Here is a 22,172-nt window from a genome sequence, read left to right as displayed (position 1 = left end):
TAACATGGATATAAACAAACTAATTGCGGGCCGCGTGTTGGCTCTGCGCGAAGCGCGCCAGCTGTCGTTGACGGCCCTGGCCGAACTGAGCGGCGTGAGCCGCTCCAACATTTCCCTGATCGAGCGGGGAGAGAGCAGCGCCACCGCCACCGTGCTCGACAAGCTGGCCGGCGCCCTCGGCGTGACATTGGCCTCGCTGTTCGAGGCCGACGACAGCACGTCCGCGCCATCGCCGCTGCGCCGCGCCGCCGAGCAGCAGGTGTGGACCGATCCGGCCTCCGGCTACGTGCGGCGGCACTTGTCGCCGGCGGCGCGTTCGCCGTTGCAACTGGTCGAGGTGATGTTCCCGCCCGGCCAGCGCGTCGTCTATGAGCGCATGGCGCGGGCGTCCGATATCCACCATCAGATGTGGATGCTCGAGGGCGTCATGGATATCTCGTGCGGCGACCAGCAATGGCGTCTGGAAGCCGGCGATTGCGTGGCGATGCGCGAAGATCAGCAAATCATTTACGCCAATCCAGGCACCCGGCCGGCGCGCTATCTGGTCGGCCTGGTGACCTTGCCCTTCACTGCGGCGGCCTAGTCTTTCGACGCGGCGGAGATGGTCTTGAGTACTTTGCCGGTTTCATCGAGCATTTGAATCGCGGCCACGCCATCGGCGCTGACCAGCAGCTTCATGCGAACCCGGCCCTTGGCGTCCTTGAGTTCCAGCGACGAGTCCTTGTCGCGCGTTTTGCCGAGCCATATGCGGTTGGCCCCCATACGGCCTTGCTCCGATAGTTTTTGCCAGTACGCGCGCCGCTCGTCGGCCGGTAGTTTGCCGGCCTCGTCGCGGAAGCCGCGCTGGTCCTCGAACGATGTCACTTTGAAATATGGAACGTCGTTGATGATCAGGGCAGTCTGGTGATCCGTCGCACTGTCGGTATTCAGCAATTGGAGTGCCTGGTCCTGGCGGAAACGGTCGAAGGTCAGCGACAGGCCCGACGAGATTTTGCCGTCCGGTCCGATGGCGCCTTTCTGTATCAGGCCGCCGTTCTCGGTGCCTTCCTCGTTCACGAAGAGCATGCCGGCGAAGTCGCGCCGATCGGGCCGCGCGCCTTCCTTGCCCTGCATGAAATCGCCCGGGAACTGCGCCCGGTTGGAAAGCACGATGCGCTTGGTGCCGTCCGGCTCGACGATGTTGATGCGGCCGACGGTGATCTCGTCGAAATGCTCATGTTTGGGCGGCTCCTTGGCGCCGCTCAACAGGAATACTGCCGCCAGGGCGCTGGCCATCGTCGTGGCTCCCGCAAAGAACGTTCTGATGTGTGACACAAGGTGCTCCTTTTCTCGTTAGTTGACCGGCTTTTCCATGCCGGCGGTCGCTTTGCGCATCCGCCATCCGACGATGAGCGTCAGCCCGCCGCAAACGGCGAGCACGGCGCCCAGATACTGCAAAATCTTGTTTTCTTCCGACCGCATGCGGCGGATATTGACCTGCTCGAACTTGCGTCTGCCGTTGCCCTCCGGTTCGAAAAACACGGTGCCGCGATTGCCCCAGAATTCGATGTTGGACACCCGTACCCGATTCGTTTTGAACTCGGCCAGCCGCCGCGCGCGTTCGGCGGCATCGATGGTGTTGGCCTCCAGTTGCAAAGCCAGGATGGTGTCGAACTGTTCGAAGATGTTCTCCGACTCCCCGTCCAGGATCACGCCCTGGGACACGTAGCGATACTGATCGTTGGGAAAGAAGATGCCGTCGTTGGCCGCCAGCATCAGGGCGAAACCGAGGGCGCCGGCGGCGGCCGCGCCGTACCAGTATTTCCTGACGTCGCGGACTTTGCGCGTGGTGGCACCGTTCAAGAAAAGGCCGACTTCGGGAACGTGGCGCAGCGAAGTCTGCAAGACCTTCTTGTCGATATCGGCCAGGAAGTGCGCCGCGTCCAGTTCCAGCGCCTTGAGTATCGCGCTGAACATGTCGGCGGAGGGCTGCGATTTATCGTTCTCAAGCTTGGACAAATACGATTGTTCGATGCCGATCGCCTCGGCGAACTGCGGTTGGGTGAGGTTTTTTTCCGTTCTGATCCGTTTGAGCTTCTCGCCAAAATTCATCGACCTGACCTTTTCCTATGTGATGGACACGCGGCACGGTGCGCAGCGTCTGAGTCGTATTCTTGTGGATTCCACAATGAATAAGAAGCTGAATATAGCGGAATATCGATGAATATTGCGAATTCGGCCACATATTGCCCCTGTCGATGGCGCCGGGAGCGTCGGTGTTCGCCGGAGGTTTCGCTGTATAATGACGACCCTCATCCGTTTCCCGTAGCAGCCGCCATGACCATCATCGACCAGCCGACCACCGATACAGCCGCAGCGCCTGGCGTCAAGCCGAGCCGCCGCCTGTCGGTCGCGCCGATGATGGACTGGACCGACCGCCACTGCCGCGTGTTCCACCGCCATATCAGCCGCCACACCTGGCTGTACACGGAGATGGTCACCACCGGCGCGCTGGTCTATGGCGACGTCGAGCGCCACCTGCGCTTCAACGAAGAAGAGCATCCAGTCGCGCTGCAATTGGGCGGCAGCGATCCGGCCGACCTGGCCACCAGCGCCAAACTGGGCGAAAAATGGGGCTACGACGAGATCAACCTGAACTGCGGTTGCCCGTCCGAGCGCGTGCAGAAGGGCGCCTTCGGCGCCTGCCTGATGGCCGAGCCGCAACTGGTGGCCGATTGCGTCAAGGCCATGCGCGACGCCGTCAGCATCGACGTCACCGTCAAGCACCGGATCGGCATCGACCAGACCGAAAGCTACGACTTCGTCCGCGATTTCGTCGGCACCGTGTCCGACGCCGGTTGCAAAACCTTCATCGTCCACGCCCGCAACGCCATCCTCAAGGGCCTGTCGCCGAAGGAAAACCGCGAGGTGCCGCCGCTGAAATACGACTACGCCTACCGCCTCAAACGCGACTTTCCTGACTTCGAAATCATCATCAACGGCGGCATCAAAACCGAGGCCGAGATCGACGAGCACCTGCGCCATCTGGACGGCGTCATGCTGGGCCGCGAGGCGTACCACAACCCGTTTGTGATGGCCACGTTCGACCAGCGTTACTACGGCGACGACAGCGCCAGCAAGTCACGCGAGCAAATTCTCGAGGTGATGATTCCCTACATCCAGGCCCAGCTGGCGCAGCACGGCGCCAAGGGCCTCAAGCTCAACAGCATCACCCGCCACATGCTGGGTCTGATGACCGGATTGCCGGGCGCGCGCGCCTTCCGCCAGGTATTGTCCGATTCCAAAAAGCTCGCCGCCGGCGACGCCAACCTCCTTCTCGAAGCGGCCGCCCGGCTGCGCACCGCCGCTTAAATCCCTACAGGCGGGGCCGGATTTCCGACAATTCGGCCCTTGATGCGGTGGAACTGTTGGTATTTCCACGCAGAAATTTAAGATGCGTAAAGTAGCGGCATTTTTTTCTTGCTTTGAGGAAAAATTTGCATCTATAATTCATCAAATACCATATATTTCCAACGCCATCCGACCGCATGCTGCTGCGCAAAAACTACACCCAAGGCTTTGTGTAGCGCTAAATTTTGCATTCGCAGTCATTGTTTGCTAATGTCATGTTTTATTGATTTACGGCAATGAGTGTGCGGATAGTGTTCTCGTACCAACGAGGCAGTCCCAGGGCAAATTCTTATCAACAGTGTCACTTACGAAGAGACGAAATGAATTTAGCAAAAATGAAAGTCGGAACGCGCCTGGGCCTCGGATTTGCCCTGGTACTGTTGTTCCTGATTGCCGTGACCACGGTCGGCATCTTCCGCATGGCACAGATCCAAGAGCGCCTGGACCACGTCATCAGCGTCAACAACGTCGTCTCGCGCCTGGTGCTGGACATGCGTAACAATGTCAATGACCGCATCAGAACGCTGCGCGTGCTGACCTTGATGACAGACCCCGCCGACATGGAACCGGAGTTGAACCGCGTCAAGGAACTGGCTGGCAAGTACACCGAAGCACAGAACAAGCTGAGCGCGCAGTTCGCGATCGAAGCCACCCCTGAAGAAAAAGCCCTGCTGGCCACCATCAAGGAACAGGAAGGCATCGCCATGCCGGCGATCGCCAAGGCGACCGAACTGTGGTTGGCAAGCAATGCCGAAGGCGCGACCCGCGTGCTGATCAAGGAAATCCGTCCAGCCCAGATCAAATGGATGGCCGCGCTCGATAAACTGGATGCGCTGGAAGACAAACTGAACGCACAGATGCAGATCGACGCCGCCAACGGCTTCTCCAGTGGCCGCAACTTCATGATCATCATGGGCCTGCTGGCGGTCGCCATCTCGATCGTCGCCGCGCTGCTGATCACCCGTGGCCTGCTCAAGCAGCTGGGCGGCGAGCCGGACTACACCGCCTCGATCGCCAGCAGCATCGCCAACGGCGACCTGGCCGTGTCCATCGACACCAACGGCAACGACAAGGGCAGCCTGCTGTATGAAATGAAGGAAATGCGCAACAGCTTGGTGGACATCGTCGGCCAGGTCCGTTCGGGCACCGAGACCATCGGCACCGCCTCGCGCGAGATCGCCGCCGGCAATATCGACCTGTCGGCCCGCACCGAAATGCAGGCCAGCTCGTTGGAAAAAACCGCCTCGGCGATGGAAGAGCTGACCTCTACCGTGAAACAGAATGCCGACAACGCCCGTGAAGCCAACCAGTTGGCGTCGGTGGCGTCGGACGTGGCGATCAAGGGCGGCAAAGTCGTGTCGGAAGTGGTCAACACCATGAGCTCGATCGACGCGTCGGCCAAGAAGATCGTCGACATCATCGGCGTGATCGACGGTATCGCCTTCCAGACCAACATCCTGGCGCTGAACGCCGCCGTCGAGGCGGCCCGTGCCGGCGAACAGGGCCGCGGCTTCGCCGTGGTGGCGTCGGAAGTGCGCAACCTGGCCCAGCGCTCCGCTGGCGCCGCCAAGGAAATCAAGATGCTGATCGACGACTCGGTCGAGAAGGTCGGCGCCGGCACCAAGCTGGTCGGCCAGGCCGGTGTCACCATGGATGAAGTGGTCGCCTCGGTGCGCCGCGTCACCGACATCATGAGCGAGATCGCCAACGCCAGCCAGGAACAAAGCGCTGGTATCGAACAGGTCAACCTGTCCATCATCGAGATGGACAGCATGACCCAGCAAAACGCCGCGCTGGTGGAAGAATCCGCCGCCGCAGCACAAAGCTTGCAAGACCAGGCCTCCGAGTTGTCCCGGGTGGTCAGCATCTTCAAGCTGGTGGAAGGCGAGGAGCGCGTTGCCGCTCCGGTATTTACGCCGGCCCCGAAGGCAGTGGTCAAGCCGATCACCGCCGCCCGCGCTCCTGTGAAGAAATTGCCGTCCAAGCCGGCCGCAGCGATCGCCAAACCGAAGAAAGTCGTCAACGGCCCGAGCAGCAACGCCGCCGACGAGTGGGAAGAGTTCTAAGCTTGCCTCGGCCTGCTGTCGCCCATTGCGACACGTGTGCGGGCCTTGGCGTCTATCTAATCAGTGTCTAAAAATAATTGTTGGGAAATACAAATGAACAAGTTTTCGATCATCGCCGCCGTCGTTCTGTCCGCCGTTTCCGCCGTCACCATCGCCGCCGAAGTGCCGGCCTCGGTTGACGCCAAGAACTGCAAGGCCGAATACCCGAAGGCATCGCTGATGAATGAAGAGCAGGGCGACGTCAAGATGGCGTTCCTGGTCGGCGCCGACGGCAACGTCGTCGAGTCGAAGCTGGAAAAGTCGAGCGGTTTCAAGAACCTCGACAAAGCGGCGCTGAAAGCGCTGAGCGGTTGCAAGTTCAAGCCGGGCACCAAGGACGGCGCGGTAGCACAGACCTGGACCAAGGTCGACTATAGCTGGAAGCTGTAACACCTGTCTCAAGTGGCCATGCCGGGGCGCATGGCCGATTGCCGAATCCATCCACTAGGGGAAATCAGATGTCTACAAATAAGCGTTGGTTGAGTGTGGTTGCAGCAGTGCTCGTGTCGAGCGTTCCAGCGGCGTTCGCCGCCGAAGTGCCGGCCAGTTTCGATGCCAAAAACTGCAAAGCGGAATATCCGAAAGCGTCGCTGATGAATGAAGAACAGGGCACGGTATCGATGTCGTTCCTGGTGAAGTCGGACGGCTCGGTGGCTGACTCCAAGCTCGACAAGACGAGCGGCTTCAAGAACCTGGACAAGGCCGCCATCAAGGCGCTGAGCGCCTGCAAATTCAAGCCGGGCACCAAGGACGGCGCGCCGGCCGAAACCTGGACCAAGGTTGATTACGCCTGGAAACTGGACTAAGCATAGTCCCGCAGGGCAATACCAAAGGGAGCCGCATTCGGCTCCTTTTTTTTCGCCCGCATTATTACGTGTAACAAGCTGTAATCTGGCTGCGGACGCGCTAAACTTCCTTATATAGTACGATTCTGGAACAAGGAGATTTGCCATGAAGATTATCTTTGCCGTGGTCGGCGCAATGGTGGCGCTGACCGGGTGCGCAGTGCAGCAGCCGTATTACACCACCGCCCAGGTACAGGATCCCTACCAGTGGCGCACCGTGTCCGTGACGCCGTCGAACCGCGCCCCGGGCAGCGCTCCGACGACCGTCTACACGACCGAGGAACTGCCGGCGCCGAGCTCGCGCGTGGTTTACGCCCAGCCCGCCACCACCACCACCTATGTCGTCGCGCCGCCGGTCTACTACGCGCCGGCGCCCGTGTATTACCAGCCGGCGCCATCGTATTACTACCCACCGGTCTCCATCGGCCTGGACTTCTCGTTCGGCCGCTATTGGGGCGGGCATCGCGGACGCGGTGGCTGGGGGCGTGGCGGCTATCGCCGTTGATCGCCGGTCGCTGACTGCCGGTCGCTCACTTAGCTGCGGACACAAAAAATCCCGCCACGCCCCATCGGGCCTGGCGGGATTTTTACATCCGTCCGGGAATTAATGTCGTGCGTGCTCGCCGGCGTATCGGGGTATTAGCGCAGCACGTAGACCGATGCCTGGCCCAGTGCGTTACCCTCTACCAACACATAAGTCGAAGCGCATGCAAGACTGAGCAGTAAAGCGCCGTATGCGAAATGGAGATAGCGTGCCATGACAGACTCCCGGATTTAGGTGAGGGTTGTTGATGTCTCCAGAATAGTCTTAAGGCTACATTAAGAACATCAGCAAATCGTCCGACATCGTGTAGGACAACACGCCGTCTCTATCTTTCTACCAACTTCTTATTTAATTTTCCACAGTACGACGGGGCCGGCCGGGGCGGTGTCGGCGGCGTTGGAAGTTTCGAGCCAGCGCTGCAGGCCATCCGGCTGCTTCAGGTGGATGCCCATGCCGTCGATCAGGCCGACCAGATCGAGCATCTTGGCGTCGATCTTGGCTTTGGACACGGTGGGTGCGCCCATGACCATGCGGTCGTAGGCTTTGCGCGCCTTGTTTTCCCATTTGTGCAGGCTGCTGTCTTCGAAGCGGTTGGATTCGAAGTAGACGGTCAGCGAGCCGTCCGGGTTGCCGAACCCGACGATGCCCGAACCGCTGCGGATGGCGGCGTTGCTGCCGGGGTCGAACAGCTCCGATGGAATGAACACGCCGGCGCGGCCGTCAATGTCCGGACGGCCAACGGGCGTATCTTTGCTATAAGTACTGACTTCTGAGAGGGATTTTGGTTCAGACATGGCTGCGCTGTAGGTGAGACTTAGATGACGTAATTCGGGAAGCGAAGTGGCCGCTGATTGGTGCCGAAAGGCATCCTTATTGTAGCGTCAATCTAGTGCCATCGGGCAATGGCTTGCAAAAATATTCTTAGGTCTGGGACGCTTTTCGTAGGGCGGATTAGGCGGCACGCCGTAATCGGCCATTGCATGAGCTGTCACGACGCATGTCTTGGCCGATTACGCTGCGCTAATCCGCCCTACGTGATTTAGAGGGATTTGCTGGGCATGCGGATGGCGTCAAAGAAGAAGCCTTTCCAGTGCACCACTAAGCGATTTCGGGACTTGATGAACACGTCTGTGCAGCTAACTTCAATGGCTGTAACCGGGTTGGGCAAGCCCAGCTTTTCCGCACTGGCGTGTGCTTCCTCCCGAAACAACTTATAAGTTTCCGCCTTGGTCACTTCAAAGCCGGGGGAGGCACACACTCGATCATCAAGTTGAACTTTGTCCCGGCTAATCGTAAGCACGTGACCAACTAGTTGCTGTGCTTCGTCGTCGTCCAATGCTGAGATCTCGGAAGAGTCGAGCACAGCAGTTAGTTTCCAGCTTCCAATTACGAATTTTTCATGCCATTCCGAGGCCTGCAGATGTTGTGCTGGCAAGATGGTAAAGATTAGTACAGCCAAACAGGCGCGGAGGCGATTGCTCAGGTTCAGATGGGACATATGTTGCTCCTGGGTTTATTTCGTCGCAGTTGATCAGTTCGTCTGAGGGCTACGGAACGGCTCGCTTTCTTCCATGCGACGTCTAACTAGTCCCGGAGCCACGACTTTCCTGTTTCCGACTTTTACTTTTATGATTGTCGACATGTTGGAAGCAGCACCAGGGAAGTCTCTACGGTTCAGGTAGGCATAGGTATCTCTGGCGCCACGCATACCGGCGTTGTAGGTAAAGCTTACGATGGCATCAAATTGCGCTTGGTTCAGCTCTGCCACGACATTGCGCTGCACAGCCCGTTCAGCTTCTGATACTCTGCGTTCAAACTCAATCTCGACGGAGGAAGCACTGACTTTCCTGTTGAGCTCTTCCTCGCTGCAGACGCCCTTGTGCGCGAGAATCCCAGCGCCCCAAGTGCAATGGCCTTTGTTCTTTCCCATGTCGTTGTAGTATTTGTAGACCGCCCTTTCAGTGGAACGCATTCTCGCTTTTGCTTCGAGACTCATGCGCATGTGCGCATTGGGTTTAGCGGTGGAATTGGAGGATGGCATATCAGACTTTCCAAGTGGATTGGAAATCAAATTTACATCCCTCCCTGGCATCTAGGCTTGAGTCGTATCACGGCTGGCGTTGAGGCGTGGCATGCGTACGGATCAAAGAAGAAATCTTTCCATTGCACGACAAGACGATTTCGGGACTTGATGTAGACGGAGGTGCAACTTACGCAGAGGTCGGTATTGGGAGTGGCCGTACCGTTAGGGGAAGGCCAAGTGTGGATGATCGCTAAGCCGCGCGTTGGGGTCGGCGAGCGGGGAGGGGACGGATGGGCGCCCCGTTTTAGCTGGAGCATGCAGAACGAAAAAGCCCAGTCAGAGACTGGGCTTGCGAGACTTTAACTGAAGGCTTTTCGCTTTACTGCGCCAGTGCCCGGACCATTGTGGCGCGGATGCTGCCCGTTTGATTTGCGGGGTTCCAAATTTTGATGATCATCCATGCACCCTGTTCCCAAGTCAATGTGCCGGTTTGTCCATTGGTCAAGAAAGGGATACTTGCCTTCAGCGTCGTGCCGACGTACATGTCGAAGGAAATCTTTGCGTTTCCTTCAGCTATCGAGGTGAAAAGGAATTTCTCGCCGGCCTTGGGATAAGCCCAAGTTATAGCGCCGAGGCCGGTACTCGCAACACCGCTGGTGGCGGACTGTTGAAAGGTTGGTAACGAGCGGGCGGGTAAAACAATACTTGGTGAGTTAGCGTCGTACCGAACAGCGGGAGCATAATTGCCGCCTGGCATTTTCGTCCAATCGCCCCTCATTGAAAGGATGTTCGGATTTCCAACTTTGTCGGCGTCAGTAGACTGCCCGTTGCCGTCGATCCAGTCAGATGCATCCACGACTTGTCGGAGCTTGGCACGAATCCGATGCAATTCTTCGATGACCTCACTGTAGTTGCCAGTGGATAGGCGATAGGTAGGATTATTCTGGTCCACGTCGTTCTCGACATAGATGAAAAATGGCGTGTCGCCGTTTTCATCGACCACCCGTGCGCCGAAAAGTTTGAGGGTGTTGACGACTTTCTGCAACCTTGGGTTATCGATCTGCATCTGATAATCCGGGGGGAGCATCATCAGCGCCCCCTCGGGTACGCCAGGCGTCCCTATATGAGAGTCCTTTGAACCTACATCCGCAGCGGTAGCCGGGAAGATATAGGTTGGGTTACCGGACTTGCCGGAAAGACCCTGTTTCTCGACGGACATGGCCAAGGCGTGCTTGAAATGATCTTCACCATCATCGAACTCATGCAGCCTGATTACCCCTGCGACGCTTGGCACTCCGACCGCACGGGCTCCTTGATAGCTATGACTTGGATCTGGCCATCCCTTACCGCCCATCAAGGACCAGGCATGTTGTTTCGCCGTCCATTTACCATTGACGAACTTGAGTTGCCAAAAGCTGTGAATTTTGCCCGACACTTCGTCGAAGATGTCCGCGTGTCCGTCCCCGGAAGCTGCAGGCGTGACCAGGGCTGGCCAGCGGGGAAGCGTGACGGTCGCCGTCGGGAACCTCGCCTCCGGGTCTTCAATGCCGGATTGGCCTTCGACCGGATAAATGGTCATCGGGCCGTCGGACTCGGTCGCCCTGAAGGCTTTGGTCGAATATATGCCTTGTGAAACCATTGGGTCGAGCACCTTTGGGATTTGGTATGTGCCCAATACTGGGTTCAGAGGCCGCGAATTCCACAAGGAATCAGCGGCGAACGGCTTTTCGAAACTGCCGAACGGAGGTGTGACCTGAGCGAATGCCTGCGACACGAACAGCGCAGCCGCTGTCAGCATGAGAAATTTCTTCATTTTTGGCTTTCAAGATAATATTTGGACGGAGCCAAAGTCTATCTTATTGAAAGTATGACAATCTATCCAATTATCACATGCAAGCCACGACCGATTTTCGCCGATGCGCTCGGGCGGCTTTTGCTGCCATATGGTGTTTCCAGTGCGGTGTCGAGTACGCGCGAAAACGGTTGGAAGTTATTTTGGACAATAAAAAACCGCCATATAGGCGGTTGATTATTAAGGAAGATTTTGGGGTGGCTGATGGGGCTCGAACCCACGACAACAGGAATCACAATCCTGGACTCTACCAACTGAGCTACAGCCACCACTGTCTTACTTCAACTATCCAGCTATTCGCTGAACAGGTGCCGAATTATACAAGCCTGATTTGAATCCTGCAAATCTAAATGCAAAGTTTCCCGTGAAAGATGGAGTTTTGCTCAGACATCAACTTTCTCGACCGGCGGACGCAGCCCCAGCAGCTTGTCGAAGGCGGGCGCCAGGGCGCTGACGTCGGCCGTGGTGTAGCCACGCAGGGTGGGCTCGGCGGCACTGTCACCCTGCGCCACACGCAGCAGGCCTGCCGTCTCCAGCAGGCGCACCAGCTGGCGCGCCACGGCGTCGCCGGTGTCGATCAAGGTCACATCGGTGCGGGCGTGATCGCGCAACACGCGCTCGATGCCTGTCTTGATGAACGGATAGTGCGTGCAGCCCAGCACCAGGGTATCGGCGCCCTGGTCCAGCAGCGGGGCGACGTAGTGCTCCAGCATGGCGGCTATGGCCGGCGTCTCCAGGTCGCCTTGTTCGATCAGGTCGACCAGCCCGACGGCCGGTTGCAACAGGAATTCGGTATTGCTGGCGGCGGAAATCTGCTCGCGCAGTTGCAGGAACTTTTCACCCTTGAGCGTGCGCGCCGTCGCCAGCACGCCGACCTTGCCGTTCCGTGTGGCGCTGACGGCCGGCTTGAGGCCCGGTTCCACGCCCACCACCGGCAAATCCGGATAACGCGCGCGCACCGCCTTGATGGCGGCCACGGTGGCGGTGTTACAGGCCACAACCAGCGCCTTGGCGCCGTGCGCCAGCAGGAAAGCCGTCACGGCCAGCGCGCGGTCGACGACAAACTGTTCGGTCTTGTCGCCATACGGCGCGTGGCCGGAATCGGCAAAGTACATCAGGTGTTCGTGCGGCAGCTGCGCGCGGATATGGCGCAGCACCGACAGCCCGCCCACGCCGGAATCGAAAACGCCGATGGGCGCTTGAGCCGAAGAGTCGGCCAAAGCGTCGGCCGAACGGGGGCGGGCGCTGGTCATCAGGCGGTGACGACCGGGATGTTCAACTGCTCGATCTTGGCTTTCCACTCCGCCGGGCCAGTGTTGTGCACCGAGGTGCCGGCCGCGTCGACGGCCACCGTCACCGGCATGTCGACCACGTCGAACTCGTAGATCGCTTCCATGCCCATGTCGGCGAAGCCCAGCACCTTGGCGCCCTTGATCGCCTTGGAGACCAGGTAGGCCGAACCGCCGACTGCCATCAGGTAGGCCGACTGGTGCTTCTTGATCGATTCGATGGCGACCGGGCCGCGCTCGGCCTTGCCGATCATCGCGATCAGGCCGGTTTGCTCGAGCATCATGTCGGTGAACTTGTCCATGCGGGTGGCGGTGGTCGGGCCGGCCGGGCCGACGACTTCGTCACGCACCGGATCGACTGGGCCGACGTAGTAGATCACGCGGTTCTTGAAGTCGACCGGCAGTTCTTCGCCCTTGGCCAGCATGTCCTGGATGCGCTTGTGCGCGGCGTCGCGGCCGGTCAGCATTTTGCCGTTCAGCAGCAGCGTCTGGCCCGGCTTCCACGAGGCGACTTCTTCCTTGGTCAGGGTGTTGAGGTCGACGCGCTTGGACTTTTCGGTGTCCGGCGCCCACGAGACGTCCGGCCAGGTCGACAGCGGAGGCGGCGTCATGTAGGCAGGGCCAGAGCCGTCCAGCACGAAGTGGCCGTGGCGGGTGGCCGCGCAGTTCGGGATCATCGCCACCGGCTTGGAGGCCGCGTGGGTCGGGTGCATCATGATTTTAACGTCGAGCACGGTCGTCAGGCCGCCCAGGCCCTGCGCGCCGATGCCCAGCGAATTGATCTTGTCGCACAGTTCGATGCGCAGTTCTTCCAGCTTGTTCTGCGGGCCGCGCTGTTTCAGCTCGAACATGTCGATGTCTTCCATCAGCACTTCCTTGGCCATCAGCATGGCCTTCTCGGCGGTGCCGCCGATGCCGATGCCCAGCATGCCAGGCGGGCACCAGCCGGCGCCCATGGTCGGCACGGTCTTCATGACCCAGTCGATCAGCGAATCGGACGGGTTCATCATGATCATCTTGGATTTGTTTTCCGAGCCGCCGCCCTTGGCCGCGACCTTGACGTCGACCGTATTACCTTCGACCAGTTCCATATGGACCACGGCTGGCGTATTGTCCTTGGTGTTCTTGCGGTCGAAATGCGGGTCGGCGACGATGGAGGCGCGCAGTTTGTTGTCGTCGAAGTTGTACGCGCGGCGCACGCCTTCGTTGACGGCGTCGGTGACGGTGCCGCTGAAGCCCTCGAAGCGCACGCCCATGCCGATTTTCAGGAAGACGTTGACGATGCCGGTGTCCTGGCAGATCGGACGCTTGCCTTCCGCGCACATGCGCGAGTTCGTCAGGATCTGCGCGATCGCGTCCTTGGCCGCCGGGCTCTGCTCGTGCTCGTAGGCGCGCGCCAGGTGCTCGATGTAGTCGGCGGGATGGTAGTAGCTGATGTACTGGAGCGCTGCGGCAACGGATTCGATCAGGTCTTCTTGCTTTATGATGGTCATGATGTTCTCGCGAGGGAAGGATGGTGCTTTGTGGACTTAGTGGGATTTCGAATCTTGGTGCGTCATCGACGTCAGGCGGTCGGTGTAGGCGATGGCTAGCGCGGACAGCAGGAAAGCAATGTGAATCACGGTTTGCGCGATCAGCACTTTCTCCGTGTAGGAGCCGGCATTGATAAAGGTCTTCAACAGATGGATGGACGAGATGCCGATGATCGCCATGGCCAGCTTGGTTTTCAGCACGGAAGCGTTGACGTGCGACAGCCACTCGGGCTGGTCGGGATGGCTCTCCAGGTTCATGCGCGAGACAAAGGTCTCGTAGCCGCCAATGATGACCATCACCAGCAGGTTGGAGATCATGACCACATCGATCAGGCCCAGCACGACCAGCATGATGGTGGTTTCGTTCAGCTTGGTCGGAGTCGGGCCGCCACCGGGCACGGCCACGGCCTGGAAGATGTGCTGCAGCGCCGCCTCGTTGCCCATGGCCGCGCCGATCAGATCCTTCAGCTCGACCCAGAAGTGGAATACGTACACGCACTGCGCCAGGATCAGGCCGAGATACAGCGGCAACTGCAGCCAGCGCGACATGAAGATAAACGCTGGCAGGGGGCGCAGCTTGGGTTTAGGATCGGTCATTAAGGCAGTACTCCTGAAAATAAGGCAGACTAGATAAAGGTTGCCGACATTTTACACGTGCTGCTCAGCTACCGCACCGCCGTGTTGCGGCGCAACGCCGAAGCCTAATGCCGAAGAAATGTTGGTAAAATTGTACAGTGCAGCATCGGCCCCACAGCGGCCGCCGGTGGCTAGCAGTCTGTAAGGGCTCAGTAAGCGACAAAGTTTATGTTGGTGAAAAACATTACAACAATGGAGACACGTATGAGCAGCACTACCACGCAGCAAGGCCCACAGGAATCCCGCATCTTCACCCCACCGGCGGCATTCACGGCCCAAGCCACGGTCGGCGGCATGGAAGCGTACAACGCGCTGTGCGCCGAAGCGGAGGCCGACTACGAAGGCTTCTGGGCGCGCCTGGCGAAAGAACACCTGGTCTGGCAAAAGCCGTTCACCAAAACCCTCAACGAAGACAACGCCCCGTTCTACAAATGGTTCGAGGATGGGCACCTGAATGTCTCGTATAACTGCCTCGACCGCAATCTGCAGAACGGCAACGCCGACAAGACCGCCATCATCTTCGAGGCGGACGACGGCATGTCGACAAACGTCAGCTACCGCGAGTTGCATGAAAAAGTCTGCAAATTCGCCAACGGCCTCAAATCGCGCGGCATCAAAAAGGGCGACCGCGTCATTATTTACATGTCGATGTCGGTCGAAGGCGTGGCCGCGATGCAAGCGTGCGCCCGCATCGGCGCCACGCACTCGGTCGTGTTCGGCGGCTTCTCGGCCAAATCGCTGCAGGAGCGCATCATCGACGCCGGCGCGGTGGCCGTCATCACCGCCGACGAGCAACTGCGCGGCGGCAAGCACCTGCCATTGAAAGCCATCGTCGACGAAGCGCTGGCGCTGGGCGGCTGCGACACCATCAAGGACGTCATCGTCTACCGCCGCACGGGCGGCACGATCGCCTTCAAGGAAGGGCGCGACACCTGGCTGCACGAACTGGTCGCCAACCAGCCGGCCGAATGCGAGCCGGAATGGGTCGACGCCGAGCACCCGCTGTTCATCCTCTACACGTCCGGCTCCACCGGCACGCCTAAGGGCGTGCAGCACTCGAGCGGCGGCTACCTGCTGTGGGCCGCGCTGACGATGAAATGGAGCTTCGACATCAAGCCGAGCGACGTCTACTGGTGCACCGCCGACATCGGCTGGGTGACCGGCCACAGCTACATCGCCTACGGCCCGACCGCGGTCGGCGCCACGCAAGTGGTATTCGAAGGCGTTCCGACCTTCCCGAACGCCGGGCGCTTCTGGGACACCATCGCCAAGCACAAGGTCAGCATCTTCTACACGGCGCCGACGGCGATCCGCTCGCTGATCAAAGCGTCCGACGTCGACCCGAAAGTGCACCCGAAAAACTACGACCTCACGTCGCTGCGCCTGCTGGGCACCGTGGGCGAGCCGATCAATCCGGAAGCGTGGATGTGGTACTACACGCAAGTGGGCGGCGAAAAATGCCCGATCGTCGACACCTTCTGGCAAACGGAAACGGGCGGCCACATGATCACGCCGCTGCCGGGCGCCACGCCGATGGTGCCGGGCTCGTGCACCTTGCCGCTGCCGGGCATCATGACCGCGATCGTCGATGAAGCCGGTGTCGACGTCCCGAACGGGCAGGGCGGCATCCTGGTGGTCAAGCGTCCATGGCCGTCGATGATCCGCACCATCTGGAACAACCCCGAGCGCTTCAAGACCAGCTACTTCCCGGAAGAGCTGGGCGGCCGGATGTATCTGGCCGGCGACGGCGCCATCCGCAACAAGGACACCGGCTACTTCACCATCACCGGCCGCATCGACGACGTGTTGAACGTCTCGGGCCACCGCATGGGCACGATGGAAATCGAATCGGCGCTGGTGGCCAACCCGCTGGTGGCGGAAGCGGCCGTGGTCGGCAAGCCGGACGACACCACGGGTGAATCGATCTGCGCCTTCGTCGTGCTCAAGCAAGCGCGCCCGACCGGCGACGAAGCCAAGAAACTGGCGCTGGAGCTGCGCAACTGGGTCGCCAAGGAGATTGGCCCGATCGCCAAGCCGAAGGAAATCCGCTTCGGCGACAACCTGCCGAAGACGCGCTCGGGCAAGATCATGCGGCGTCTGCTGCGTGTGCTGGCCAAGGGCGAGACGATCACGCAGGACGTCTCCACCTTGGAAAACCCGGCCATCCTCGAACAGCTCAAGGAATCTTCCTGATTGCTTGAAGCGGTGGCGCGCCGGAATGCCAGGCGCGCCACCGGTTTAGCGTGGCGCCAGCATCCTGTCCACGCGTTCGGACAGCGCATCGATATTAAAGGGCTTGGTCATCACCTCGATGCCCTCGTCGAGCTGGCCGCCGCCGAACACGGCCGTCTGCGCATAACCGGTCAAGAACAGCACGCGCATGGCGGGCCGGTTCACGCGGCCGGCCTCCGCCATCTGGCGCCCGTTCATCCCGCCGGGCAAGCCCACATCGCTGATCAGCAAATCAATATGCACGTCCGACTGCAATAGCGCCAGGCCGGTGGCGCTATCGGCCGCCTCGATCACCTCATAGCCCATATCCTGCAAGATGTCGACGATCAGCAAGCGCACGCTCGGCTCGTCGTCGACCACCAGCACGGTCTCGTGCGTGGCAGGATGAACGGGCAGCGACGGCAAGGTCGGCACGGGCGCCGACTCCGCCACGCCATGATGGCGGGGCAGATAGATGCACACGGTCGTCCCGCGTTCCACCTCCGAATAGATGCGCACCAGGCCGCCGGACTGCTTGGCGAAGCCATAGACCATGGACAAGCCCAAGCCGGTGCCCTCGCCGGGCTGCTTGGTGGTAAAGAAGGGCTCGAACACCCGGCTCATCACCTCCGGCGCGATGCCGACGCCGGAATCGGTCACGCTCAGCGACAGATACTCGCCCTCGGGCATTTGCTGAGCGGCGGCGGCCTTATGGTTCAGGCGCTGGTTGGCGGTCGCGATACGGATATGGCCGCCGGCGGGCATCGCATCGCGCGCGTTGATGCACAGGTTCAGCAGCGAATTTTCCAGTTGGGACGCATCGACCAGCGCGGTCCACAGATCGGTCGCACCGATGACCTCGATCGCCACGGCCGGGCCCACGGTACGTCGCAACAAATCCTCCATGCCCAGGACCAGGCGGTTGACGTCGGTCGGTTTCGGATCGAGGGTCTGTTGGCGGGAGAAGGCCAGCAAGCGATGGGTCAGCGAGGCCGCGCGCTTGGCCGCATCGCTGGCCACATCGATATAGCGGGCGATATCGCCGAAGCGACCCTGGCTGGCGCGCAGCTCCAGCATCTCCAGGCTACCGGTAATCCCGGCCAACAAATTATTAAAGTCATGGGCCAGGCCGCCGGTAAGTTGCCCCACGGCCTCCATCTTCTGGGCCTGGCGCAGGGCCTCCTCGGCCGCGCGCAGCGCCTCGGCGCTCTCGCGTTCCGACGTGAAATCGCGGCCGACGGCATAGATACTATCGGCGTCGGGCTGGGTGGACCACGAAATCCAGCGATAGCTGCCGTCCTTGTGGCGATAACGGTTATCGAAGCGGGTATGGTAGCCGCCGTCGGCCAGGACCTGCGCCCCCGCGATGGTGCGGTCGACATCGTCGGGATGGAGCAGTTTCAGCAGGCTCACGCCGACCAGATCGACCTCGTCCCAGCCCAGCACGTCTTTCCACGCCGGATTGACGGTCTTGATCTGGCCGTCGAAACCGCAGCGGAGCATGATATCGGCGGACAGTTCCCACAGGCGGTTGCGGTCGCGGGTGGTTTCATCGACGGTGCGTTCGAGTGTTTCCTGGGCGCGGTGGATCGCCTTCTCCTTGCGCACCTGTTCGGTGATCTCGATCCCTTGGTTAAACAAGCCGGCGATGGTGCCGTCTTCTCCTGTGATGGGCGCGGCGGAAAAGTTCCAGATGGTTTGTTCCATCTGTCCGTTACGCATGATCATCAGTTCGACGTTAGTGCTTGAAAAGCCGATACCGGTCGCCATGGCGTCGTGAAATTGCGGGGCAACCTGGTCCCAGGCGCTGCCCCACACCTCGGCCACGGGTTTGCCGAGGGCGGCGGGGTGGCGGTCTGCCAGCGAGGGCACGTAGGCGTCGTTGTACAGCATGCACAGGTCGGGGCCCCACAGGATGGCGCCGAGGATGGGCGAGTTCAGGCAGGCGGACACGACCGAGCGCAGCGATTGCGGCCAGGTGTGGGGATCGCCCAGGGATGACGTCGACCAATCGTGGCTGCGCATTCGTGCGCCCATTTCGCCGCCGTTGTCCATGAAAGAAAGCGAAGTCGTCATAGTGGTCTTTTGGTGTGGCTTTTTTAGTTGTCCGGTTTGGTTTTGTGGACGGTTCTTGGGTGTTGCTGTGGTGCTGGTGTGTTTGTTTGGGGCTTTGATGCTGTTGCCGGGGCACGGTTTGGGGGCCAGGCTGAGGAGAAACGGGTCGCCGCCACGGGGTAAGTGGGCCGCATAGCGGCTGTGTGGGGGACGCGGGTTATTGTAGCGCAGGAATTGGCGGGGTGGGTTGCATGTGGGAGGGGAAATAAAGTTGGTGGTATGGGGAATGTTTGCTATAATTCGCGGCTTCTCCGAGAGGGGAAGGAATGCAGGAGAGGTGGATGAGCGGTTGAAGTCGCACGCCTGGAAAGCGTGTATAGGGTCAAACCTATCGGGGGTTCGAATCCCCCTCTCTCCGCCAAGATTTGGTAAGTCGCTGATTTCGTTGGAGATTGGCTGTTCATGCGGGTTTGGGTAGGTTTGTTCAACTACCTTACCCTATACATTTGGCTATAATCGCCAGATGAAGAACACTATGGCATACCCCGCAGGAATGATTGTCCCCAAGACCGGAAGCATCCGGTATCAATACCGAGTCCCCAAAGCGCTACAGCAGTTTTACCCTCGTGCAGTCATATCGGAAAACCTAAAGACTACTGACCGGGTACTCGCCATTCGAATGATCTACGCACGCAAGGCAGAGCTCGAGGTCGAGTACGCTAGCCATCGGCCCCGGCTTTTAGCTCCTGCCAAAACTGCTATTACCCCTGACGAAGCTCGTTCTGTCGCGCAGGCCATGCTCGCCTCATCTGCGCAGGCCGACGAGGAGATGCGTCACCTTGGGATGGTCGGTCCGTTCAACGAGTCCCTATTATTCGGCTACGGGTCGGCCCCGTCAGATGTGCCTTCCGGCACACCCTGCTGACCCACGGGTCCAACAACGACATCGCAAAGATCGAGGTGATTACGGGGCATGCTGTCGATACAAGCAAGGTCGTCCGGGGCTATCAAGCGGAGCGGCCCCTCAAAAAAAAGCAGGCCATCCTTGAGCGCGTCCGGTTCGATGTGGCACCTCCGAAGTGGTCACCGGGTCGCCATTGAAAGACATCCCCCTTGATGGTCCTGTCGCCCGGTATTGCTATGCAGGAACCGCCGTGGATGCCTCCCAAGGCCGGGGAGAGTGGCGGATAACCCCGTTGGCAGGGATGGCCCTGTGACTAAAGTGAATCAAGTTGGTCGGGGCAACGACTGCAAACGCCCAGCAGCCCTTGGCCTAGCGCGCTTGTTGGACTGCACTACGCGCGTTTTGTTTTTTCCAGCGATTTCGCAAGAAAGTTGACAAATCCAATAATCTCCAAGGCCTCGACAGGATCATCGGTGAGCAAGCCGTGCGCACGTGGATTTCGAAAGGCAAGCATGGCACCAGCGTAGAGATACATCATCCCTTGCTGCTCACTTTTCTCGCTGTCGTTTTGCTGCTCGTTGAATCTGAGAACAGGTGCTTTGGGACTGAACGCTATCTGCATCAATTCAGTACCCGACAGATCTCGCTTGCTTTTCATTTTGACAAGAAGATCGAGAACTTTGCATGCATCTTCCACGGCGTTTGCATAGTGGCCGCCTTTAAACAGGTCTACGCTAGCATCCGCGATATGAGGGTGTAAGTGCAAATTTTCAAGCGCTCGCATGGGACTCGCAGTAGGGCCGGCAGAGTCACATATTTTTTCTTCGAACAATTCGATAATCGTTTGAAGATTTCTGGCCGCAGTTGCAACTCCCCTTCGATAAGATGCGACTTCCTGCTCTAAGGTTGGAGTGGCACTGCCTCCAAAATTATAAGAAAGAGGTTCTGTGGAGTTATAGAATCCATAGCTCCGATAGCGCTGATACTCAATTGAATTAATACCGAAAACTTCAACCAAAGTATCGTCATATTTCTTTTCCAGTGCACTAATTGAGCGAGTTACTTCATCAATAGTGGTCCCAGGGGTGAAATTTTCTAGCTCGTTTAAACGCCTTTTTAAGCGAGGCATGAATTCATGCATTTGCATCACACCCAAATTTGCAGAGTGGGGCACTAGTGGAGCGGATTTTCTTGTAGCCATGATGCCTCGTCGCGGTTAATTAAACATGAATTGCTAAGAACCTTGCTAAAAATCCTGGTTTTGACCCCACATCAGTCCGTTTTTGCCGGAAGCGGCCTATCGCACGGCTCACTGTACATGAGCCTGCTTGTTGTCGCCACTATGGGGTCGGCGACAATCAGGGAGGGCCTGCTTCGAATGGACGCTGATGTGCTTGAATTGAGGCCCCCAATGCCTTGCATACGCGACTCATTGTGTCAGAGCAGGGCGGTGCATTTTGCTCTAGCGCTTCGTATAGCGCCTCGCGGGTGACCGCTGCGGCCGCTGCAATGGATGCCATCCCCCGCGCCCGTGCGATGTCCCCCAGTGCGGCAACTAGGAGGCCCGCGTCATTCGCCTCTAGGATGCCCGTAAGGTACGCTGCGATGTCCTTCTCGTCGGTTAAGTACCGGGACCCGTCAAAGTCCGGCAGCGTGTCTAAGTCGATAAGTTCACTCATGGTTTCGTCCGTATTTTAAGGCGCGTACGCGCTCCTCGGTATGGTTGGGTGTGCATATGCATCCCTCCGCTATGCAAATTCCCTCTCAAGGGGATGCACAGTGGCCGCTGGTGGCCTCAGGTTGCCGTGAGGTGGCCTAAGGTGCTCCCTGAGCCGTCCAGCATTACCTGGGGGGCGCTGCTTGGGCCGCTCTGGTGGTCATCTCAAATCATCATCCACCTCTGCCCCTTTGGCGTACCCCTCCCACGATTCCGCCTCACTCAGCAGTCGGGGAATGTCGTCATTGACCCCTACGAGGGCCCTCACGAACGCCTCCGGGTGCTGCGTGATCTTCTTCCCGAACTCCTTCAGTAGCCGCGCTGTCCAGTCCTTGACGAGCTTATCCTGACGCGCCTCCCAGTCGAGAGCGGGACCACTCCCGCCCTTAGCGAGTATCTGCGCCTGCCTCCACGATAGGTCTGCCATCCCCTGCCGATCAAGCTTTGGGGGAGACTCAAAATCATCACCACCCGGTTGGGGCTTCTCTAACTCGTCCCGGACTTTCCGCATGTTCGCGATAGTGCGCTCAGACACCTGTGCCACGGCTGCAAGCTGGGCCTTGGTTAGCTCCGTGATACACGTCTGCCTCCAAGCGCCGTTTAGCTTGTCCCCGAGGCTCATGTTGAGCTTGGCCTTCGAGTTGCCCTCTAGTGTCCTCCCTATGGCCTCCTCAAGGCTTCCCCGGAACTCGTCTATGGGAATGCCCTCCGTGAGGCCCCACGCCTCGCCTACGCGCTTGTGGGCCTCTAGCCGCTTGTACGCGTCTAGGAATCGCTTGTACGCCTCTAGGCGATGATGTCCATCAATCACGTAGAAACTCACGCCGCTCCACCAGACCGTCAATGGTTCCAGTGGCCCTTGACGCTTGATTGCGGAGGTGAGGACGATGACGTGCTGGTCATCCACGGCTGCGCCCCCGTGGAAGCTTCTCGGCTGGAACACGGCGGGTGCCCGCTTGATGCTCTCAAGTGGAAGCGATGTGACATGATCCGGCCTCGGCTTGCGTTTCTTGGTCTGCTCCTTTTGGATGCGCTGGAGGGCGCTGCTGAATAGTTCGTTTGGTTTCAT

The 22,172-nt window shown here is 59.3% G+C and carries 20 protein-coding genes and 2 tRNA genes; 8 read left to right on the top strand and 14 right to left on the bottom strand.

Annotated elements, in window-relative coordinates; all coding sequences use genetic code 11:
- Positions 1-4: 4 nt before the first annotated feature.
- The gene (locus tag NHH88_27065) at positions 5-583 is read left to right on the top strand and encodes an XRE family transcriptional regulator (GenBank protein USX13280.1); all 579 of its coding nucleotides are present in this window, start codon (positions 5-7) and stop codon (positions 581-583) included.
- Here the strand turns inward: NHH88_27065 and NHH88_27060 are convergent.
- On the bottom strand, positions 580-1,314 hold the full coding sequence (locus NHH88_27060) for a hypothetical protein (protein USX13279.1): 735 nt from the start codon (positions 1,312-1,314) through the stop codon (positions 580-582). The genes NHH88_27065 and NHH88_27060 overlap by 4 nt on opposite strands.
- Before the next feature lie 18 nt (positions 1,315-1,332).
- On the bottom strand, positions 1,333-2,091 hold the full coding sequence (locus NHH88_27055) for a helix-turn-helix domain-containing protein (protein USX13278.1): 759 nt from the start codon (positions 2,089-2,091) through the stop codon (positions 1,333-1,335).
- Between the two features lie 225 nt (positions 2,092-2,316).
- On the opposite strand from NHH88_27055, the gene dusA reads away from it, so the two are divergent.
- From dusA to NHH88_27030, 5 genes are all read left to right on the top strand, one after another.
- Positions 2,317-3,351 (top strand): tRNA dihydrouridine(20/20a) synthase DusA, encoded by a 1,035-nt coding sequence (gene dusA, locus NHH88_27050; protein ID USX13277.1) that lies wholly within the window; start codon positions 2,317-2,319, stop codon positions 3,349-3,351.
- A 359-nt stretch (positions 3,352-3,710) separates the two neighbouring features.
- The gene (locus tag NHH88_27045) at positions 3,711-5,456 is read left to right on the top strand and encodes a methyl-accepting chemotaxis protein (protein USX13276.1); all 1,746 of its coding nucleotides are present in this window, start codon (positions 3,711-3,713) and stop codon (positions 5,454-5,456) included.
- Positions 5,457-5,549: 93 nt separating this feature from the next.
- Positions 5,550-5,885 carry an energy transducer TonB gene (locus NHH88_27040; GenBank protein USX13275.1) on the top strand — a complete coding sequence of 112 codons (336 nt, stop codon included), beginning with the start codon at positions 5,550-5,552 and terminating at the stop codon, positions 5,883-5,885.
- A 68-nt stretch (positions 5,886-5,953) separates the two neighbouring features.
- Positions 5,954-6,301 carry an energy transducer TonB gene (locus NHH88_27035; GenBank protein USX13274.1) on the top strand — a complete coding sequence of 116 codons (348 nt, stop codon included), beginning with the start codon at positions 5,954-5,956 and terminating at the stop codon, positions 6,299-6,301.
- Positions 6,302-6,446: 145 nt separating this feature from the next.
- Entirely contained in the window at positions 6,447-6,845 is a 399-nt protein-coding gene (locus NHH88_27030) for a hypothetical protein (GenBank protein USX13273.1), read from the top strand.
- 383 nt (positions 6,846-7,228) lie between these two features.
- Here NHH88_27030 and NHH88_27025 read toward each other — a convergent pair whose 3' ends face one another.
- The 8 genes from NHH88_27025 to NHH88_26990 all read right to left on the bottom strand — a co-directional run bounded on the left by NHH88_27025 (position 7,229) and on the right by NHH88_26990 (position 14,177).
- The gene (locus NHH88_27025; protein USX13272.1) at positions 7,229-7,678 is read right to left on the bottom strand and encodes a hypothetical protein; all 450 of its coding nucleotides are present in this window, start codon (positions 7,676-7,678) and stop codon (positions 7,229-7,231) included.
- Between the two features lie 245 nt (positions 7,679-7,923).
- On the bottom strand, positions 7,924-8,382 hold the full coding sequence (locus tag NHH88_27020) for a hypothetical protein (GenBank protein USX13271.1): 459 nt from the start codon (positions 8,380-8,382) through the stop codon (positions 7,924-7,926).
- 33 nt (positions 8,383-8,415) lie between these two features.
- Entirely contained in the window at positions 8,416-8,880 is a 465-nt protein-coding gene (locus NHH88_27015) for a lysozyme (protein USX13270.1), read from the bottom strand.
- A 406-nt stretch (positions 8,881-9,286) separates the two neighbouring features.
- Complete coding sequence (locus NHH88_27010) at positions 9,287-10,720, bottom strand: Atrophin-1 multi-domain protein (protein ID USX13269.1); 1,434 nt, start codon at positions 10,718-10,720, stop codon at positions 9,287-9,289.
- Between the two features lie 232 nt (positions 10,721-10,952).
- Positions 10,953-11,028, bottom strand: a tRNA-His gene (locus tag NHH88_27005).
- 114 nt (positions 11,029-11,142) lie between these two features.
- The gene (gene murI / locus NHH88_27000; GenBank protein ID USX13268.1) at positions 11,143-12,012 is read right to left on the bottom strand and encodes a glutamate racemase; all 870 of its coding nucleotides are present in this window, start codon (positions 12,010-12,012) and stop codon (positions 11,143-11,145) included.
- The gene (locus NHH88_26995) at positions 12,012-13,541 is read right to left on the bottom strand and encodes a fumarate hydratase (GenBank protein USX13267.1); all 1,530 of its coding nucleotides are present in this window, start codon (positions 13,539-13,541) and stop codon (positions 12,012-12,014) included. Before NHH88_26995 ends, murI begins: the two co-directional genes overlap by 1 nt.
- Before the next feature lie 36 nt (positions 13,542-13,577).
- The gene (locus NHH88_26990) at positions 13,578-14,177 is read right to left on the bottom strand and encodes a TIGR00645 family protein (protein ID USX13266.1); all 600 of its coding nucleotides are present in this window, start codon (positions 14,175-14,177) and stop codon (positions 13,578-13,580) included.
- Between the two features lie 243 nt (positions 14,178-14,420).
- Between NHH88_26990 and acs the strand changes: the two genes are divergently transcribed.
- Positions 14,421-16,409, top strand: a complete 1,989-nt coding sequence (acs, locus tag NHH88_26985; GenBank protein ID USX13265.1) for an acetate--CoA ligase — start codon at positions 14,421-14,423, stop codon at positions 16,407-16,409.
- Positions 16,410-16,454: 45 nt separating this feature from the next.
- On the opposite strand, the gene NHH88_26980 is transcribed toward acs, so the two are convergent.
- Entirely contained in the window at positions 16,455-18,503 is a 2,049-nt protein-coding gene (locus NHH88_26980; GenBank protein USX13264.1) for an ATP-binding protein, read from the bottom strand.
- Positions 18,504-18,813: 310 nt separating this feature from the next.
- Here NHH88_26980 and NHH88_26975 point away from each other — a divergent pair.
- Positions 18,814-18,903 (top strand) — tRNA-Ser (locus tag NHH88_26975).
- 874 nt (positions 18,904-19,777) lie between these two features.
- On the opposite strand, the gene NHH88_26970 is transcribed toward NHH88_26975, so the two are convergent.
- The 3 genes from NHH88_26970 to NHH88_26960 all read right to left on the bottom strand — a co-directional run bounded on the left by NHH88_26970 (position 19,778) and on the right by NHH88_26960 (position 22,172).
- On the bottom strand, positions 19,778-20,587 hold the full coding sequence (locus NHH88_26970; GenBank protein USX13263.1) for a TIGR02391 family protein: 810 nt from the start codon (positions 20,585-20,587) through the stop codon (positions 19,778-19,780).
- A 157-nt stretch (positions 20,588-20,744) separates the two neighbouring features.
- Positions 20,745-21,065, bottom strand: coding sequence for a putative addiction module antidote protein (locus tag NHH88_26965; GenBank protein ID USX13262.1), 321 nt, complete (start codon positions 21,063-21,065; stop codon positions 20,745-20,747).
- A 198-nt stretch (positions 21,066-21,263) separates the two neighbouring features.
- Positions 21,264-22,172 carry a ParB N-terminal domain-containing protein gene (locus NHH88_26960; protein USX13261.1) on the bottom strand — a complete coding sequence of 303 codons (909 nt, stop codon included), beginning with the start codon at positions 22,170-22,172 and terminating at the stop codon, positions 21,264-21,266.

The sequence above is a fragment of the Oxalobacteraceae bacterium OTU3CAMAD1 genome (genome assembly GCA_024123915.1).
Classification (GTDB): Bacteria; Pseudomonadota; Gammaproteobacteria; order Burkholderiales; family Burkholderiaceae_D; genus Rugamonas.
This window is presented reverse-complemented; position numbering and strand designations above follow the sequence as displayed.